This window comes from Streptomyces sp. NPDC006923, from assembly GCF_040635655.1.
Lineage (GTDB): Bacteria > Actinomycetota > Actinomycetes > Streptomycetales > Streptomycetaceae > Streptomyces.
Map to the genome: position 1 here is coordinate 197,715 of NZ_JBEYIF010000009.1, position 18,716 is coordinate 216,430.

12 protein-coding genes and 1 pseudogene are annotated in these 18,716 nt (G+C 65.5%); 6 read left to right on the plus strand and 7 right to left on the minus strand.

The features are described from left to right. Position 1 precedes the first annotated feature (1 nt). The gene (locus tag ABZ707_RS20350; RefSeq protein ID WP_360176517.1) at positions 2 to 3,079 is read left to right on the plus strand and encodes an HsdR family type I site-specific deoxyribonuclease; all 3,078 of its coding nucleotides are present in this window, start codon (positions 2 to 4) and stop codon (positions 3,077 to 3,079) included. Positions 3,080 to 3,174: 95 nt separating this feature from the next. Here the strand turns inward: ABZ707_RS20350 and ABZ707_RS20355 are convergent, their stop codons facing one another. Continuing rightward, entirely contained in the window at positions 3,175 to 4,023 is an 849-nt protein-coding gene (locus tag ABZ707_RS20355; protein WP_360176520.1) for a hypothetical protein, read from the minus strand. Beyond that, positions 4,023 to 5,573, minus strand: coding sequence for an AAA family ATPase (locus ABZ707_RS20360; protein ID WP_360176523.1), 1,551 nt, complete (start codon positions 5,571 to 5,573; stop codon positions 4,023 to 4,025). Before ABZ707_RS20360 ends, ABZ707_RS20355 begins: the two co-directional genes overlap by 1 nt. A 369-nt stretch (positions 5,574 to 5,942) precedes the next feature. On the opposite strand from ABZ707_RS20360, the gene ABZ707_RS20365 reads away from it, so the two are divergent. Together ABZ707_RS20365 and ABZ707_RS20370 are read left to right on the plus strand one after the other, a co-directional pair. Continuing rightward, positions 5,943 to 7,373, plus strand: a complete 1,431-nt coding sequence (locus ABZ707_RS20365; RefSeq protein ID WP_360176526.1) for a hypothetical protein — start codon at positions 5,943 to 5,945, stop codon at positions 7,371 to 7,373. A gap of 375 nt (positions 7,374 to 7,748) precedes the next feature. Beyond that, the gene (locus ABZ707_RS20370; protein WP_360176529.1) at positions 7,749 to 8,483 is read left to right on the plus strand and encodes a hypothetical protein; all 735 of its coding nucleotides are present in this window, start codon (positions 7,749 to 7,751) and stop codon (positions 8,481 to 8,483) included. Positions 8,484 to 8,748: 265 nt separating this feature from the next. On the opposite strand, the pseudogene ABZ707_RS20375 reads toward ABZ707_RS20370, so the two are convergent. Both ABZ707_RS20375 and ABZ707_RS20380 read right to left on the minus strand, forming a co-directional pair. Beyond that, a pseudogene (locus ABZ707_RS20375) lies at positions 8,749 to 9,107 on the minus strand (hypothetical protein). Between the two features lie 295 nt (positions 9,108 to 9,402). Continuing rightward, positions 9,403 to 9,984, minus strand: a complete 582-nt coding sequence (locus ABZ707_RS20380; RefSeq protein WP_360176532.1) for a hypothetical protein — start codon at positions 9,982 to 9,984, stop codon at positions 9,403 to 9,405. Between the two features lie 601 nt (positions 9,985 to 10,585). Between ABZ707_RS20380 and ABZ707_RS20385 the strand changes: the two genes are divergently transcribed. Continuing rightward, positions 10,586 to 12,160 (plus strand): penicillin-binding transpeptidase domain-containing protein, encoded by a 1,575-nt coding sequence (locus ABZ707_RS20385; RefSeq protein WP_360176535.1) that lies wholly within the window; start codon positions 10,586 to 10,588, stop codon positions 12,158 to 12,160. A 269-nt stretch (positions 12,161 to 12,429) separates the two neighbouring features. Then, complete coding sequence (locus tag ABZ707_RS20390; protein ID WP_360176538.1) at positions 12,430 to 13,218, plus strand: BTAD domain-containing putative transcriptional regulator; 789 nt, start codon at positions 12,430 to 12,432, stop codon at positions 13,216 to 13,218. A 104-nt stretch (positions 13,219 to 13,322) separates the two neighbouring features. On the opposite strand, the gene ABZ707_RS20395 is transcribed toward ABZ707_RS20390, so the two are convergent. From ABZ707_RS20395 to ABZ707_RS20405, 3 genes are all read right to left on the minus strand, one after another. Further along, on the minus strand, positions 13,323 to 14,861 hold the full coding sequence (locus ABZ707_RS20395; protein ID WP_360176541.1) for an aldehyde dehydrogenase family protein: 1,539 nt from the start codon (positions 14,859 to 14,861) through the stop codon (positions 13,323 to 13,325). A gap of 10 nt (positions 14,862 to 14,871) precedes the next feature. Next, positions 14,872 to 15,807: a 2OG-Fe(II) oxygenase family protein gene (locus tag ABZ707_RS20400; protein ID WP_360176544.1), complete on the minus strand. Its 936-nt coding sequence runs from the start codon at positions 15,805 to 15,807 to the stop codon at positions 14,872 to 14,874. Positions 15,808 to 15,875: 68 nt separating this feature from the next. Further along, a complete protein-coding gene (locus ABZ707_RS20405) occupies positions 15,876 to 17,072 on the minus strand; it encodes an aminotransferase class V-fold PLP-dependent enzyme (RefSeq protein ID WP_360176547.1) in 1,197 nt (398 codons plus the stop codon). Positions 17,073 to 17,340: 268 nt separating this feature from the next. On the opposite strand from ABZ707_RS20405, the gene lat reads away from it, so the two are divergent. Beyond that, on the plus strand, positions 17,341 to 18,708 hold the full coding sequence (gene lat / locus ABZ707_RS20410) for an L-lysine 6-transaminase (RefSeq protein WP_360176550.1): 1,368 nt from the start codon (positions 17,341 to 17,343) through the stop codon (positions 18,706 to 18,708). Positions 18,709 to 18,716: the final 8 nt, after the last annotated feature.

Here is an 18,716-nt window from a genome sequence, read left to right on the forward strand (position 1 = left end):
TATGGTCAAGGGGATCCGGGAACGCGAGTTTCAGAACCTGATGATCCAGTGGTCCCTCCCGATGGGCTGGGAGTTCACTGCGGGGCGGGCGTTGCTGCGTGAGATGACGCAGACAGTGGTCGCCTCCCAGCTGCGGGATGCCATCGTCAGGCTGAACCCGGGTGCGATCAGTGGGTTTGACGTGGACGGCGTGGTCGAAGAGATCGTCGCGACGGTCAATGCCGTCGAGGGCGGTCTGGTTCGGGCAAACGAGCAGGTGCTGCGTCTGCTGCGCGGACATAAAGAGTTCCGGGACGCCGACGGCGTGTGGCACGCTCTGAAGGTCATTGACCTAGAGCAACCGACCGCTAACACGCTGGTCGTGTCGGATGAGGTGAGCATCACCGTCCCCGGCAAGACCTCTCGTCGGTTTGACCTCGTGTACTGGGTCAACGGGCTGCCTCTGGTAGTGGTCGAGGTTAAGTCACCGACCGCGAAGTCCGGGTGGTCCGACGCCGCCCGCGAGATCAACGACGTGTACGCCACCGAATACCCGTGGTTTTTCACCCCCAATGTTTTTGCCGTCGCTTCCGACGGGCTGAAGCTGCGCTTCGGTGCCGCCGGTGCGCCTATGAATTTGTGGCAGCCGTTCCGGTCTACCACCGACGACGAGAATCTGTCGGGGCAGGCCGACGTACAGCGATCCGTCGAGCTGCTACTCAACCCTGCGACCGTCCTGGACATGCTGGCGAATTTCGCCCTCTTCGACACCTCCGGGGGCGGGGCGGACAAGAAGTTCCTGCCCCGCTACCCGCAGATGGAGGCTGCCCACCTGATCCACGAGCGGGTCCTCGATGGCGGATCAAAGGGCCTGATCTGGCACCATCAGGGCTCCGGGAAGACGCTCTTGATGGTGTTCGCTGCCTCGCTATTGCTGGCCGACGCTCGCGCCGAGTCGCCCACGATCATCCTGCTCTCGGACCGGACTCAGCTCGTCCGGCAGACCTCCGGGGTATTCACCTCCGCAATGGGGGACGCTTACTTCCACCAGCCGGCCACCAGCCAGGAGTTGCGTTCCCTTCTGTCCGACGACGTGCGCGGTGTCATCTCGACGACTGTCCACAAGTTCGGCGACGCCGGCAAGAACCTGTCTTCGCGGGACAACATCATCGTGCTGGTCGACGAGGCACACCGCACCCAGTCCGCCAGGTCGCAGTCCCTGGCCGGGCGTATGCGCGCAGCGTTGCCACACGCGAAATTCTTCGGCATGACCGGCACTCCCGTCAGGAACCTCGCCACCGACACCTTCGCCCTCTTCGGCGAGGAGACCGACCCGGGCAGGGTGCTGCACCGGTACTCGGTGTCCCGGTCTTTGCTGGACGGAGCGACCGTCCCGGTCATGCTGGATCCGCACCCGGTCGTCTTCGAGATGAACGACCAGGCATTGCAGACTGAGTTCGACCAGTTCGCCGACGAGTTCGACCTAGACGACCCCGACCGTGAAGCCCTATCCCGCAAGTTCGGTCGTCTCACCTCGGTATTCGCCAACCCCGACCGCATACACGCGGTCTGCCAGGACATCGTGGACCACTACCTGGCTGGCGCCTACCGCAACGGCCTCAAGGCTCAGGTCGTCGCCTATAACCGTGAGTTGGCCGTGGCGTACACGGACAAGATCAACGAGTTGATGGTCGGTTACGAGGCGTCACAGGTGCTCGCCGAGGTTGGAAAGCATGACCGGATCACCGCTGAGGTGAATATCTCCGTCTCGGACTCCAAGGGCGAAGACCCCACCATGCGGGAATTCCAGCTTTCGGAGGCCGATGAGGAGAAGCAGAAGCGGCGGTTCCTCACCCCAGACGACCCACTGTGCTTCCTGGTGGTGACCGCGAAGCTGATGACTGGCTTCGACGCCCCCAACGAGGGCGTCCTCTACCTGGACAAGCCGCTGAAGGCCCACAACCTGTTCCAGACGATCACCCGCCCGAACCGCACTTGGGTGTCCCCGACCGGGTTCGTGAAAACCTTCGGCGTGGTCGTGGACTACATCGGCCTCGCCGGAGAGGTCCAGCGGGCTGTCGTCGACCCCACTTCAGAGGGTGCCAGCAAGGGTGGCGGGTTCGTCAGCGATGTGTCCGAGCTGGTCGCCGAGTTCCGCACCACCTTCGCCCGCATCGAAGACCTCCTCGCGGACGTAGACGACCTTGACCTCACGGTCCACGGATACGAGTCCGTGCGAGCCATTAACGCCTTTCTGGACGCCAACCATGGCGCCGCCGAGGTGTTCACCAAGGACTACCGCCTCCTGGCACGCCTATACCCGCTGATCAACTCCGACAAGCGCGTCGCTAAGTACCGTGACGGCTTCGGGTTGTTCGGGTCCGTGTACACGACTCTGTTCAAGAAGTCCTCCGACGAGGAGAGGAAGGAACGGCTCGGCGAGCTGGGGCCAATGGTCCTGGACATCATCAACGCCCATGTCCACTCCTTCTCCGTGGCCGCCGCCCGGGAGGAAGCCCTCGTCCTTGACGCCCAGGGCATCGCCATCCTCAAGGAGCTGTTGGCCCTCGTCCACCTCAAGTCCAACAAGGACGGAGGAGAGGACAAGGCACCGCCGTCCGCGGCGGAGATTTTGGACCACATCAAGGCCGCCCTCGAAAAGGGCGTCGAGCCGGGTTCCGCGAAGTACACCGCCCTCGCGGAGCGGATCAAGCTGCTGCGGGATCGGATCATCCAGAACGCCCAGGACGCCCTGGAGTTCCTGTCCGAAGCACTCCGGGTCGCCCGCGCAATCGTGGACGCAGAGAAGCACCCCGCAGAGGCCGTCGTCGTGCTGGACGACGACCACGTGGGCGTCCTGTCGCGGATAATCCACGACCACGCACCGTCCGGCTTCACAGTGACGGAAAGAAATCTGGCCGAAGAAATCGACCAGGTGGTCACCCGAACCCTCGCAGGCTCCTGGGACAACGCAGATGCTCGAAACCGCGGTGTCCGCCGAGCCACCGCCGCGGTGTTCCGCCGATACATGGTGAAGCCTGTGGGGGAGCCGTATGACTCCACCGTCGCCTACATCGAAGCCCACTACCTCGTTGACTGACGAAAGCACGGAGGCCCGGCAACCTGTATGGCGATTGCCGGGCCTGACCACACTGCTGAGCCCCGAATCCCGTCCTCCGGCCGCGTCTGGAGCACTCACAGCACAGCCGCAGGGCCCTGGCAGTATCGGTCGTCGGCCCCGAGAGTGGCGTAAGTGACGCCCTCGACGCTGTTGGCATCGGAGGCGAAGCGAGTGTCCGCTTCGTCCTGAAGGTAGGTGCGAACCATGGCTGCGCCACCGAGGGCCCGCTGTCGGTCAACGCCGAACGTCAGGTCTCCGATGACGCGGTTCGCGACCATGGCGTAGCGCCGGCCTAGATCGAAGAGCTGGAAATGATGGGCGACCCGAGCAGTGAGGGTTGCATTCCAGGCGGCTGGAGGTGTGACGAAGAACTCCAGCCGCACCATCTCGCCATCATGGGCCGTACGGGCATCGAGCCACCGTTCATGGGATATTCGGTCCAGGTAGGGATGCAGGAGGGTGTTCTCCAGCTGATCGGGCCGTCGGTTTCCCTTGATGAGGTTGCACCGCTCGCATACCGGGACCAGGTTGAGCGGGTCCACGCACAGAGCGGGAAAGAGGCTCTTGGGCATGAAGTGGTCGAGCTGGTAGACGGTTCCTTGCCGGCACAGCGGGCACCGTTCGAAGGGTGGAGCAGCCATCAGCTGCCCGCGGATCTTGGCGCCGGCGACAGTCTTCATGCCATTTCCGTAGACCCACTGCACGAAGTGCTCGGCGTCGATTCCAGGTACGGAGAAGTGCTTGTCGATCAGATCGTGCAGAGAGTTGCCGGAAGCGGCCTGTCGCAGCCTCTGGCTTGCCTTCCGTACCGTGTCGGAGGCATTCAGTAGGTTCTCGCGGCGGTCGCCTTCCGTAGTACTGGTGGCGACGCACGCCCTGTAGCTGTCCGCTGCCTTGATCAGCGGAATCTTGAGGGACCACATCACACGGCCCTGTTCGTCTTCTCCGCAAGGAGAATGCGGACCAGCCCCCTCGCCTCGCTGCCCAACTGTCCGCCGAAGTGAGTCAGCACTTGTTCATAGGAATCCATTCGCGTGACGGCCTTGGTGATCTCCGCGTAGAAGCCGGAGTGCATCACCTCCAGGCCGAACACCTCGTGCGTTAGCGCACCCACGTTCTCCCCGTAGGTTTCGACTTGGGGTCGCTCAAAGCGGCTCGTTTCCCCGTGGCGGATCAGCTTGTAGACGCATGAACGCGGGGCTGTCTGCAGGACCACGGGCGAATGGGTAGCCACGACGGCCACACCGTTGCGGTCGGTGAGCAGCTTCGACAGGGCCTGTATGAAGGAGGCCAGCAGTGGCGGATGGAGATGCGCTTCGGGCTCATCCAGGAGAACGAGTGACTGCTCGGCCACACTGTGGACGAGCTGCGTCATCGTCAGCGCCACGATCGCGTGCCCCGAACTCAGGCGTGAAAACTCAGAGGTCAGGTCCTCAACCTGGCTGGAGCGCAGTCTCATGCCAGCGCGTATGTCGCGGGCGAATGCTGCGATGCCGGACTCGGCGAATTGTGGATCCCGGCTCAGCAGCAGCATTGCTTCACGCCAGTCCGTCAGAGCGCGCGACGTGAAGATCTCGGTGACGGCCGCGTTGAAGTCTTGCCTCAGTCGATCGTGCAGGGTTGTACGGTCTTCGACGGTGAAGTCGTGGTCCACCCCACTTCGAAGTCCAACGTAGGCATATGACGCCGCCCGGGGCGAAGCGTTCTCACCGTCAGGGGCAAGGGCTTCGATGTCGACGAACGGGTCGAAGGCGCTGAAGGTGACAGAGACGACGTTGGCGAACTGCTCACCGGCCTCCGTGGTAGACGTGGGGAGCATGTGAACGCTTCCGAAGCGGCCGTCCAGATCGGGCCGGGCGACTGCGCCGGCAAGGTTGCGCAGCAGCGTCGTCTTACCAACTCCGTTTCGGCCGATAAGGACGTGGACATTGCTGGAGGGGCTGGACTCCGGGACTACCTGGAAGTCGACACCATTCGTGGCCTGCCCAGGTGCGTTGTATCGGAATCGGTATTCGGTCAGCCGGACTCCGCCCCGTGCGATGCGGTTGAACTGCGCCCTGATTGTCTGCTCCTCCACGCTTCGCAGGAGCGAGACCTCTGTCACTCGGTGTTGTTTCGCATCCTGGAGCCTGTTGGGAAAGTAGGCCAGGTCGCAGAGGGCTTCAAGGATTTCGGCGCGCTTGCCACCACCGAGTTTGCTGATCTCGTCGTAGTAACTGTCGGACTGGCCGAGCGAGAAGAACTCGCCGGGCAGCCCATCGTCGAAGCGTCCGCGCTCGAAGGGGACCGCGCCTGCCTTCTGTCTGGGCACCGCGATCTTCACCGGGCCCAGGTTCCAGGTGTCTGTCGGTGTCCGATACCAAAGGTGGTAGGAGGTGCGGTAGCCGAAATCGTCCCAGTCGTCGACCTCCAGCACCAAGGCTTCGGGGCCGCTGGGCACGAGACTGCCATAGTGTTGGACGATGACCTGCACGCGTCGGGCCTCCGTGGTTGGCGGCGGGTGTGCGCACATCAGCGGCGCTGGATGCGCACCCTACCGCGCCACTTGCGCAACGTCCCGTCCCAGCCCAAGGAGGGGACAAAGAGGTCCGTGGACCCAGGGGTGGGTGGGGTCGGCTCCCGCAGTCACAGGCCCACCAGCGCGGGTGGGATTCGAGAGGCCGTGCCCCTTCTCAACTGATCTCGCGCAGACGTGCCCTGATCCATCATTCGTGAGCCAGCCTCGGAAGCCGGCTTCAACGGTCGGTGAAGTGAGGATCCAACGACTGCCCATCGAAGTGATGCGGCAGGTGAGTCATTCGAACAAGGGCCGTCGCAAAGACTGCCGAGATAGTCTCCGAGCGTGGCCTTCATCGTGAACTTGAGCTCGGACGAACTCGGCGCCAACCTTGAGAAGTTCAGGATCGAACAGCGGTTCACCAAGTCCCGTCCCAAGAGCCTGAGTATCGATGCGGCACTCGATGGGCCACCCATTGTTCTCCTGGTCGGCGAGGCCCTCTCCGAAGCAGGCGGGGCGCGCTCACGGTGGCTTGCCTGGGTAGGGATAGCCGCTCGTCATGGCACCGTGGGGGCGGTCGATAAGAGCATCACCGTCGATCCGCTCCGCGAGTGCATGACGGCTATCCCACTCGATGGTAGCGACGGCATACTCAGCGACATCCCGGAGCACCTACGCCGCGAGTTCGACCTCGCCGCTCCACTGGGCATGGTCGGCGCATGCAGCAACGCCGTGTGGCAGGCCCTGGAGCGTGCGCTGCGCGCAAGATTTCCAGAGCTGAGTAGCCTCCTTGACTGGCTGCTGGCCCAAGCCGATCCCCCTGCGTTCGAGGACAATTTGGCCGACCGCTCCTGGCAAGAGCAGCGCGATGCCACAGGAAGCCTGCTGCGCATTGCCGACTTTCCCCTCTCCGCGCTCGCCGCCTGGCGCCGCCCACCATCAGGAGACGATCCATACACTGCGGGGCTGATCCCTCAGCCGGTCGAGCACAGCCTCATCGACTATGACGTGCGTGTCGCTGGAGATGCATTCGGCATGTTCAGCGAGTGGCAGCAAGGCAACGGCGTCCGATGCGACATCCATGTGCTCCGCGACCCATCGGGTCGACGGCTCGAAGTGGTCAACGTCAACGCCACGCCGGTGGAGTCTCGCCTCGGCACTGACATGCTCTACTACCACGAGCCCACCAAGAGCTTCGTATTCGTCCAGTACAAGCGCCTCCATCCAGATACCCGATCCATCTACGTGGACGAGCGCTTGAGAGGTCAGCTTGACCGGCTGGAAGAGACGGCACAGCTGAGCAGCCCTCCAGCTCGACCGAGTGAATGGCGTCTTGGCGGCGACCCCTGTTTCCTGAAGCTGGCCTACTGGCCACGGAACACGGAGAAGCGCCCGGTCCAAGGTCTCACCCCAGGCATGTACCTACCTGTCTCGTACGTTCGGCTGCTACTCGAAGACGACTGCACACGGGGCAGGAAGGCAGGTAGCACGGCGCGGATCCTCGGCTACGACCAAGTGGAACGGCACCTCACGGGCACACAGTTCATTGACCTCGTCAAGCATGGCCTTGCTGGGACCGTAGGCACCACGAGGGAGCAGCTGTACGCACTGGTAAAGCGGCGCATCAGTACTGGTCACAGCGTCGTGCTGGCCACCGAGACCAGTGACGAATCGGTCCGTGCTCGCCAGACTCGCGTACGCGACCGAGGGGCCAAACGCAGGACCTACACCCACCGCACCTATAGACAGGAACCGCTGGAGGGTTTGGATCTGTGACGTGTTGAAGGCAGTCGCGAGCCGATCGCCTCCCGAGTACTTCAACACCAAGCCGGGCCATTCAAGACCACTGCCCTGACACCCCTGAACGAAATCCGCAACACCCTTCGTGAACTTGCCTTGAGCTGAGGCAACGCCCGTGGCAGGCAGCCACCGTTCGTGGACTGAACCGGTGAATCAATGCCCGTAATCGCGGTCAGTGAGCGACGCTGTCGGGGATCTTGGAAATCCGCAGGTCGGGTGAGTGGTCACCTCGGCCTCACGCTTCAGCGGTCTTCGGGCATTCTCCCTGCTCGGCGGTCTGCCCAGGTGGTCCATGCCGTGCTGTGGAACGCCACTCCACGGTCAGTGCCCTCTGTCACTCTGAGGCACCCCATGCCGTCGTCGCTGGAGGAGAACGTGATCCCTGATCTCGGTCCGCTGGTCATCAATCGCCGAAGCGGCGACGAGCCGATACGAGTCGACGGCGAGGCCGTGGCCAGCCTCGGTGACTTCTGGCGCTGGGCATGCTCCGACCTGGCCAACAACACCATGCGCGGTGTTCTGGCTGAGTACCTAGTCGCCACAGCACTGGGCGCTGCCGCCGGCACCAGAACCGAATGGGACACGGTCGACATCCGGACCGCCGAGCAGTGGCGGATCGAAGTGAAGTCGGCGGCCTACTTGCAGTCGTGGACGCAGTCCAAACTATCCGAGATTTCCTTCTCCATCGCACCGGCCACAGGTTGGGACGCGCAGACCGACTCGACATCGGACGACGTACTTCGCCGCTTGAACGTGTACGTCTTCTGCCTGCTGCACCACCAGGACAAGCAGACTCTCGACCCTCTCGACCTTAGCCAGTGGACCTTCTATGTGCTGTCCACCCGAGTTCTGGACGACCGGTGTCCAGACCAGAAAACGATCAGGCTCTCCAGCCTCCAGCGACTACATCCCGTACACACTGATTTCTCCGGCCTGAGCAAGGCAGTGGCCGACTGCGCTGACGATCACAGACAATGCCCCGAAGGTCCGCCCGCCGCAGCCTTGGCCCTGGGAGCCGTTTGGGAGCCAACCCGCTCGCCAAGCCCCTGCGACACCACGCGAGACCAATCGGGACCACACCTCTGACCAGGGAAAACACCATCGCCCCTGGCAAGATCGGTAACCGACCCTCATTCGGGACGAAGAGGTCGTGGGTTCAAATCCCGCCACCCCGACAGCCGAAACACCAGGTCAGGGGCCTGATCCGCATCGCGGGTCGGGCCCCTAAGTGGTTTCCGGGGGCCGCTGGGGAGCCGACCGCGAGAATCGGCTCCCCAGCGGACCCGTGGATACGGACCTCGCGCTCAACTGATCGTTTCAGGAGCAGACTGCGGCGTCCGCGGGACGCTTGTCAGTCATCGAGGCGCTGAAGGATCTGCGTGAACTCACCGTTCTCGACCAGGCCCACAAGTACTCGGGTCATGCTGCTGATGCCGGTATCGCGGACAATGAGACCGTCCGAGCACCAGAAGTAACGGCCTCCCAGAGCTCCCCGCTTGCGGCCCATCTCGTCATCAGGATCTCGATCTGATCGAGGGTGATGATGGTCGCGCTCCATCGGGAGCCGTCTTTGAGGTCCACCAAGACATCGACATTGTTCACCGCCTCCAGGTCATCGCGGGCATTCGGCAGGAATGCGGCCTCGAACTGGTCCGTGCGGACGCGGTACCAGGGCCCGTCCCATCTGCCCGACTGTGTGCTGTCGCTCATCGGCGCGAGTGTGCCGCGCTGAACCGCTCACCTCAACCGCGTTCTTCCGGCACGCTTCCGTACAGGAACGGCGATCTTGCGCCCGATAGGAAGTGAACGCGCCCTACCTCTGCTCCTCTATCGGAAGAGTGACACCACACAGGAACGGGAGAGGGCCCGAAAAGCCGCTGAGGCCGAAGCCAAGAGGAAGGCACGTGCGAAGAAACTGGCATAGGAAGCAGCCCGCGCTCAGGAGGCGGTGGACCGCACCAGCGTGGCCGAGCATGACGCCGAGCAACTCGCAGGACTGCTGCGCTCATCGGTACTGGATGGGCAGCCGCTGACGTTCGAGCGGCTGAGACAGGAGTTCGTCCCCTCGCCGTTCGTCCCGGCCAAGGGCCTTAACAAAGCGGCACCCTCGCCCCGCTGGGAAGCGTACGAGCCGGAGCCGCCCCGGGGGTTGCTCGGTGCGTTGGGATTCGGACGTCGTGGACACGAAGCGGAGGGCGAAGCCGCCCGCAAGCGGTTCGACAGAGCGCTGCGGGATCACGCTCGCGACGAGAAGAAACGCGCGGAGAAGCTGGAGAAGGGCCGTGCGCGTCACAAGGAACGGAATCAGGAAGAAGCTGCTCGGGCCGAGGAATGGAACACTGGCCTTGCGGAGCGCCGTAGCGCCTATCAAGACCGAGACGTCGATGCTGTCGAGTGGTTCGTCAACCAGGTCCATGCCGGCCGTCAGCTCGATCTGTTTGCCGATGATGGACGCGACGACGCGGCTCTCCTGTGCCATGAACTCACGCGCGTTGCGCATCAGGCCCCTGCCGGACTCCCCCAGTACGTACGAGCTGAACCCCATCTGGTCGAGCGCGGCCGCCGCGGCGACTTGTTCGTGGCTCATTGCAGTGGCCGAGATGCCCGGGATTCCGAGTGCCGACGCTGCCCGGTGTACCCGCGCGGGGAACAGCGATCGTTCTTGTTCCCCGCGGGAGCGGACCCTGCTGTGATCGTCGCGGTCTTGCTTTCGGCCAGAGGCGATGACGGAGGCCAAGGGCCGGACCAGGACGTCCGGGTCGCCGCGCCCCGCGTCACGCCCCCGGATGGCTGCGCGTCACGCCCCCCAGGGATTACGGGACCGCCCTCAGCCGTTTCGATTCAGCCAGTTTGCTCCGTAAAGACGGCCGCTCCGCGACGGGTTCTTCCAGTGTTCTAGACCAATATGACGCGAGAAGCGACCGATTCACACGGCATCATCCCGTATATTCGACTTGGAGATCTTATCTGGATGCTTCCCTTTGATGTCCCTTTACCTGGGCCTCCGTCCTGTCACAGCACTGTCCGCCCGCCCCCTCTCTTTCACACCGGCCCTGTCCTGAACGCCGCTGTGACGCTGCCGCCGGATGGCGAGAATGCCTACTCTGGGCACCATGAACCATTCCGACAGCTATGGTGATTACTCTCTGTCCCGCAAACGTCGTTCCCGCGGTCGAACAATCCTGTCGATGGTTGTCGCACTCGCCGTGACCGCCGGAATCGGTTACGGGGGTTACCGCCTGGTTGTCGACGACGGATCGGACGACCCGCAGGTCGTCGCCGCGACGGGGGAGCTGAAGAAGTTTCTCGCCGCCTGGCAGGCGGGCGACGCCCCACGAGCGGGCCGGCTGACTGACACCCCAGGCAACGCCGAGTCACTGATCAAATCCGTCATGACAAACCTCAAACCGTCGAAGACCGAGATCAGCACCGGCGACGGGAAGAAGAAAGCGGAAGGGGAGGTAGAGATTCCGTTCACCGTGAGGATGACCCTTCCGGGAGCGGGTGACTATGCATGGAATTCCCAGGCCGACGTCATCAGGACCGACAGTAAATGGACTGTCGGATTCCGCACCGAAATGGTCCACCCGAAGATGGTTCCGGGACAGACACTCGCCCTCAAGTCACGGGACCGCGCCCCCATACTCGACAAGAACGGCGAGGAATTGCAGTCCGCCTCCCTCGTCGGGGCGGTCGACCCCAAGACCGGCAAGGGTATGTCGGGGCTCCAGGCCCGCTACGACAAGCAACTCGTCGGCGGCTCGGGTCCGGCGAAGTCGGTCGTCGTCGTGAACCGCGAGTCCGGCCAGGTGGTGAAGAGGCTCACCGGCCCCGGGGCCGGCCAGGGTGAACCGGTGCGGACCACCATCGACCCGGAGGTGCAGGAGGCCGCCGCCGATGCCTTGACCGGAGTGAAGAAGAACGCGGCAATCGTCGCTGTCGACCCCTCCAACGGGCACATTCTCGCCGCCGCCAACATGCCCTCCGGCATGAACCGCGCACTGGAGGGCCGCTACCCGCCCGGCTCGACCTTCAAGGTGGTGACCGCCGCCGCCCTGCTCAAGCAGGGGATGAAGCCGTCGGACCCCGGGGACTGCCCGAAGTTCGCCAGCGTCAACGGCCAGCGCTTCGAGAACCAGGACCAGTTCGTGCTGCCGGCCGGATCGACGTTCCAGGACAACTTCGCCCACTCCTGCAACACCTTCTTCGTCAACTCCCGGGCCAAGCTGTCGGCGTCAGCCCTGCGCGACACCGCGGGGGCCTTCGGCATCGGGGGCACCTGGGACGTGGGCACCACCACGTACGACGGCAGTGTTCCGGTCACGACCAGCGACAACGACAAGGCCGCGTCCACCATCGGACAGAGCCGGGTACAAGCGTCACCCCTGGTGATGGCCTCGGTCGCGGCGACAGCGAAGGAGGGCGTCTTCCGGCAGCCCCTCCTGGTGCCCGACGCCGTGAAGCACAGGTACGAGGCCCCCACCCGGCTCGACACCGATGTCGTCAACGCGCTGCGCACCATGATGCGCGCCACCGTGACCGACGGCGCCGGCCGGGCACTGAAGGACATTCCCGGCGAGCCGCGCGCGAAGACGGGCACGGCGGAGTTCGGTACGGACGCCCCGCCGCGCACGCATGCCTGGATGATCGGCTACCAGGGGGACAGGAACCTCGCCTGGTCGGTCCTCCTGGAGGACGGCGGGTCGGGCGGCTCCGACGCGGGCCCGATCGCGGCGAGGTTCCTGAAGAGTCTGGTGGGGTGAGACGACGGCCTCACTCCTGATCCGACGCGGCACCGCCACCGCCGCTCCCCCTGGGGTCTTTCGTTTGGATCAAACGAAAGACCCCAGCCCCTTCCACACGGCTGACCTTCTACGGCCCGGGCCGGTTCCACAGACACGGCACCGAGTCTCCACCGGGCCTCAACGGACAGGCGCGACCACACACCAGGAGTAACCAACAAGGAACGCATCCATATCGTGTCCACCCTCTCCGGCGAGGGCGTGGACCATCCACACGGGGGTAAATCACCATGAGCACTCGCACCAGCGTGACGATCCGGCTACTCGGTCCGGTGACTCTCGTCAAGGACGCGCTGCCGATACCCATACCCGGGCAAAGGCAGCGGCGTTTCCTCACCTGTCTGGCTCTGCGGCCCGGCCAGGTCATCTCCAAGGACGTGATCAGCGAGGAGTCGTGGGACGGGGAGCCGCCGCTGACCGTCTCGGGACAGTTGCAGACCTCGGCCTGGATGATCCGTACGGCCATGGAGAAGGCGGGTCTCTCGCGTGACGCCGTGAGTTCGCACGACAGTGGCTACGAGTTGCGGTTGGCACCGGAAACCATTGACCTGTTCGCCTTCCGGGGGATGGTGCGCGGCGTCCGGGAGCTGTACACGGGCGGACGGCACAAGGACGCGTCAGAACGGCTGGATGCCGCGCTGGCCCTGTGGAAGGGACCGGCCTTCGCCGACGTCACCTCCTGCCAACTGCGTCTGAAGGGCGAGGCCCTCGAAGAGGAGCGGACGGCAGCGGTCGAGTTGCGTGCTCTGATCGACGTCGGGCTCGGACACTACAGCGAGGCGATCACCCGGCTGTCGGAGCTGGTCGAGTGTGATCCTCTGCGCGAGGACCTGTACGTCGGCCTTATGAAGGCGTACTACGCCGAGGGCCGTCAGGCCGACGCGATCCAGGTCTTCCACAGAGCGAAGCGGAATCTGCGGGAGCACATCGGGATCAACCCGGGGGCGAAGATGACCAAGGTGATGCAGGCCATCCTGCGCCAGGACGAACAGTTCCTGCTCCCCCGCGCTTCGGCTTAGGCGGAGTCGTCCCGACGCCCGCACGGGCTCGGTGTCACGCTCCGTGTGAACACCGAGCCCCTGCGGGCGCCCGCTGTGGGGCGGGCCGGCCATGGGCAGACCGGCTACGGGGCGAAGTCCACACCCTGCGCCAGTGCCACCTGCCCCGAGTAGTTCACCGTGTTGGTCGCGCGGCGCATGTAGGCCCGCCAGGAGTCTGAGCCGGACTCGCGACCGCCGCCGGTCTCCTTCTCCCCGCCGAACGCACCGCCGATCTCGGCACCCGAGGTGCCGATGTTGACGTTGACGATGCCGCAGTCCGCGCCGTCGGCGGCCAGGAAACGCTCCGCCTCCCGCTGGTCGCTCGTGAAGATCCCGGACGACAGCCCCTGCGGCACGTCGTTGTGCAGCCGGATCGCCTCATCGAGGTCCCGGTAGGTGAGGACGTACAGGACAGGAGCGAAGGTCTCCTCTCGCACCACGTCGGTCTGGGCCGGCATCCGGATCATGGCCGGACGGACGTAGTACGCGTCCGGTGCCGCCTCGGCAAGCTGCCGTTCACCACCGATGACGAGGGTGCCGCCGTCCGCGGCCGCACGGTCGAGACAGGCGCGCATCCTGGCGTGGGAGCTCTCGTTCACCAGTGGCCCGACCAGGGTCGTTTCCTGGAAGGGGTCGCCGACCGGAAGCCGGCCGTAGGCGCTGGTGAGTCTGTCGACGACGGTGTCGGCGACGTCTTCGTGCACGATCAGCCGACGCAGTGTGGTGCACCGCTGGCCCGCCGTGCCCGCGGCGGCGAACACGGTGGCGTTGACGGTGAGGTCGAGGTCCGCCGACGGGGCGACCACGGCGGCGTTGTTCCCGCCCAGCTCCAGCAGGGTGCGGCCGAAGCGGGCCGCCACCCGGGGCCCCACGGCGCGGCCCATCCTCGTCGAGCCGGTCGCGCTGATCAGCGGCACGCCCGGCGCGTCGACGAGTCGTTCACCGATCTCCGCCGTACCGAGGACGACCTGGTTGAGGTGGGCCGGGGCGCCGGTCTCGGCAATGGCTCGGTCGAGGAGGGCGGCGCAGGCCAGCGCGGTCAGCGGGGTGAGCTCGGACGGCTTCCACACCACGGTGTCGCCGCAGACGAGGGCCACGGCGGTGTTCCAGGCCCACACCGCGACCGGGAAGTTGAAGGCGGTGATCACACCGACGACGCCCAGCGGGTGCCAGGTCTCCATCAACCGGTGGCCCGGCCGTTCGGAGGGCATGGTGCGGCCGTAGAGCTGCCGGGACAGGCCGACGGCGAAGTCGCAGACGTCGATCATCTCCTGCACTTCGCCGAGCGCCTCGGAGCGGATCTTGCCCGCTTCGACGGTGACCAGGTCGGCGATGTCCTGCCGGTGCTCGGCGAGCAGTTCGCCGAGCCGCTTGACCAGCGCGCCCCGCACCGGTGCCGGGGTGGTCCGCCAGGTGCGGAACGCCGTGTCCGCGGCGTCGATCGCCCGGTCGACGTCCGCGGGGGCATCGGCGCGCAGGCGGAACAGATCGGCGCCGTTGACCGGCGTACGGGCGGTGAGGGCGTCGCCCTTGAACGCGGCGATCTCGACCCCGCAGCGCGTCAGGGCCGCCTCCGCCCTGGCTCGTATGTCGTGGGTGCCGCTGACTGATGCTGTGCTCATGGTGGCCGCCTTACGCCTTGGTCTTCGTACGGAGATTGACGTAATTGCCCGCGATCCAGTCCTGGAACGTGGCGGTGTCGCCGTCCAGGCCGATGTCGAATCCGCACCGCTTGGCCAGGGGGACGGAGAACTCGAAGTCCGCGTTGGGGCGCAGGAAGAACACGCTGGACGTACGGCTGCTGCCGACGATCCGGTCCCGGCCGGGCGCCGCGACGTGGTGCCTCGGGGCCTTCACCTGGCCGCCGGTCGCGAGGGTCGCGACGGCTCCGCAGAAGACAAGAACCGCGTCCGGCCTGGCCGGCAGGTCCACAAAGGTGCCGCCGATCTCGACCTGAAGGCTCACGAAACCGTTGGGGCACGGTGTCTGCTGGATCAGCGTCACGGTCGACAGGTCGTAGTGCGGCGCCATCCGCAGGGGCTCCTCCTCGGCGCTGCGGTGCTCGGGTACCTCGGGGAAGTACCGGAACCTCAGCACGGGCTCGCAGGCGACGAAGTGCTCGACACCGCCGTCCGGTTCGGTAGCGGTCGTCTTCAGCACCTGCCGCGCCACCTCCTTCGAGGCGTCGTACATGCGGTCGAAGTAGCGGGTCCATGTCCGCTGGAAGTCCGCCGTGGGGAAGACGTTGTCCGAGATCCCCATGGAGTAGCACATCGAGTAGTCGGTGTACGAGCCGCTGTTGGTGATCTTCGCGGTGCTCTCCGACTCCAGACCCGTGAAGCCGCGCCGCATGGTGGGGACCTGGGACGTGACGGCCCGCTTCTGCTCCTCGGTGCCCTGTTCGAAGAAGTCGACGGCAACATCCTTGGAGGTCTTCTGATCGGCCTCCGACAGGCCGCTGTCCGACAGGTAGAAGACACCCTTCTCCGCCAGACAGCGGCGGAACTCGTCCTGGTCGAGCCCCGCCTGAAGATCGGTCAGGCTGAACGTGGGGACCGTTGTGTCCATCAGCACTCACTGCTCCTTACGTAACCGGGTGGTCGACGACACGGAGGAAAGCAACAGGCACACCGGGCTCAGCCGGCCAGCAACTCCTTCAGCGCGTCCGCCAAGTGCTCGATCTCGGCCTCGGTGGTGTAGAAGTTCGCCGATATCCGCAGCAGCGGTCCCTCCGGCCGGTCGGCCACCGCCGTCTCGATCCGGAAGCGCTCCCAGAGACCCGTGCGCAGCGCGTCCGCTCTCGTTGTCGCGGGGAGGTGGAACGCGACCATCCCGCCGGACAGGGCCGGCGACTCCGGCGTGGCCGGTTCCAGCCCCTGCCAGTCGGTCAGGCGCCGACGGGCGTGGTCGGTGAGTTCGCGTCTTCGGGCGCGGATCCGCTGGTGCCCGAGCCGCGCCTGGAAGTCGATCGACTCCGGTACGGCGAGCCAGGGGCAGAGGTCGCGGGTGCCTTCGCACTCAAGCCTGCGCAGGCGCGGGGTGCTGCCGAACCGGTCGCGTTCGTCCGGTGGCCCGCTCCCCCGCGGGGGCTCGTACGCCCAGCTCACCTGGGCCGGTTCGAGGCTGTCCTGCTGCCCCGGGCCGATGTGCAGGAACCCGACCCCGGTGGGGGCGAGGAGCCACTTGTGGCCGCTTCCCGCGTAGAAGTCGCAGGGGATCTCAGCCAGGTTCAGGTCGATGAAGGCGGGCGCGTGGGCGCCGTCGATCACGGTGACAATCCCGCGCCGGCGGGCCTGCTCGCACAACTCCCGGGCCGGCAGGACCAGTCCGTTCGTCGACAGGACGTGGCTGAAGGACAGCAGCCGGGTGCGGGGGCCCATGGCGCCGACGGCGGCGTCGATGATCTCGCCGGGGTCGGCGGGCAGCGTCGGCACGCGGAACGTCCTGATCGACAGTCCCTGCCTGCGGGCCATCCGCTCCCAGCACCAGCGCATCGGTGTGTATTCGTGGTCGGTCAGCAGGATCTCGCCCGGCGCGGCCGGGGTCAGCGACGACGCCACCAGGTTGACGGCCTCGGTGACATTGGTCGTGAGCACCAGGCGGTGCGGGTCTCCGCCCAGGAAGCCGGCCAGGCGTTCGCGTGCGCGCCACAGCAGCGGGGGGACCTCGCGCAGCAGGAAGTTCATCGGCGCGTGGGCGAGGCGGGTGCGCAGGTCGGTGACGCGTTCGAAGGTGATGCGCGGCAGCGGTCCGGCGGAGCCGGTATTGAGGTTGACGACGGTGGGGTCGAGCAGCATGTGGCCGCGGGCGCCACCCCAGTCGGCTAGGGCCATGTCGTAATCTCCCGCGCACTCGGAAATACATCGGGACCGCCGGAATCGGATTGACGCATCGGACCATAGCAGCGGCCCCGCGATCGCGAAAAGAGAATTTCTCGGACGGCGTCCGAATTTTTATGGAGAGAATGGCGAGAGAGGAGGGAGAGGCCCTCAAGAGGAGTGTTGGTTAGCATCGCCAAGTCCAGAATATCCGCTTCCCCTTCACGGCAAGCCGGCGCGTGATAGTCCCCCCATTCGTCCTGCTCTACAGGAGTCTTCACACATGGGTGAACAGGTACGTTGTCCTGCCTCTGGCCCCTCGGAAACGGTAAGGCTGAACGCTCGGGACGTGCATCGTACGCTGGAGCGTCATGTGCTCGTGGACGGCTACGACATCGTTCTCGATCTCTCGGAAAGCCAAGGCACCCGGCTGGTCGACGCCCGCACAGGCAATCGCTATCTCGACCTTTTTTCCTTCTTCGCATCGGCACCGCTCGGCATCAATCCTTCGTGCATTACCGACGACCCGGAGTTCATGCGCGAACTCTCGGAGGCAGCCGTCAACAAACCGTCCAACCCCGACGTCTACACGGTCCCGTACGCGAGGTTCGTCAGGACGTTCGCCCGGGTGCTCGGTGACCCGCTGCTGCCCCACCTGTTCTTCGTGGACGGCGGCGCGCTGGCCGTCGAGAACGCGCTCAAGGCCGCCTTCGACTGGCGGGCACAACGGCTGGGCCTCGACGAGGACGCCGCGAACCGTCTCCAGGTGCTGCACCTGGAGAGGTCGTTCCACGGTCGCAGCGGCTACACCATGTCGCTGACGAACACCGAGCCGGCCAAGACCGCCCGATTCCCCAAGTTCGACTGGCCCCGTATCCCGTCCCCCGCGCTGCGGCATCCGCCCACCGAGCACGCGCGTTCCAACCAGGAGGCCGAACAGCGGGCACTTCGGGCCGCGGAAGCCGCCTTCCGAGCCGCGGCCGGGATGATCGCCTGCTTCGTCGCCGAGCCGATCCAGGGCGAGGGAGGGGACAACCACCTCAGCGCCGGCTTCCTCCAGGCGATGCAGCGGCTCTGCCACGAGCACGACGCCCTGTTCGTGCTCGACGAGGTCCAGAGCGGCTGCGGCATCACCGGCACTCCCTGGGCGTACCAGCAACTGGGGCTCCAGCCCGACCTCGTGGCGTTTGGCAAGAAGACCCAGGTGTGCGGAGTGATGGGCGGCGGCCGGATCGATGAGGTGCCGGAGAACGTCTTCGCCGTCTCGTCCCGGATCAGCTCGACCTGGGGCGGCAACCTCGCCGACATGGTCCGCGCCACCCGGATCCTCGAGACGATCGAGCGCACCCAGCTCCTCGATGCCGTCGCGCAGCGGGGCAAGTACCTCCGCGACGGCCTGGAAGCCCTGGCCACCGAGTATCCGACACTCGTGAGCAATGCCCGCGGCCGCGGCCTGATGTGTGCGATCACCCTGCCGGACGCGCGCCTCCGCGACGACGTCCTGCGCCGGATGTACCAGGACCACCACGTCATCGCTCTGCCGTGCGGTGAGAGCAGCCTGCGCTTCCGCCCGCCACTGACGATCACCGAGAACGAGATCGATCAGGCTTTTGAGGCGCTGGCGCACAGCCTTGAGGTGTCCACCACCTGACGGCGTGT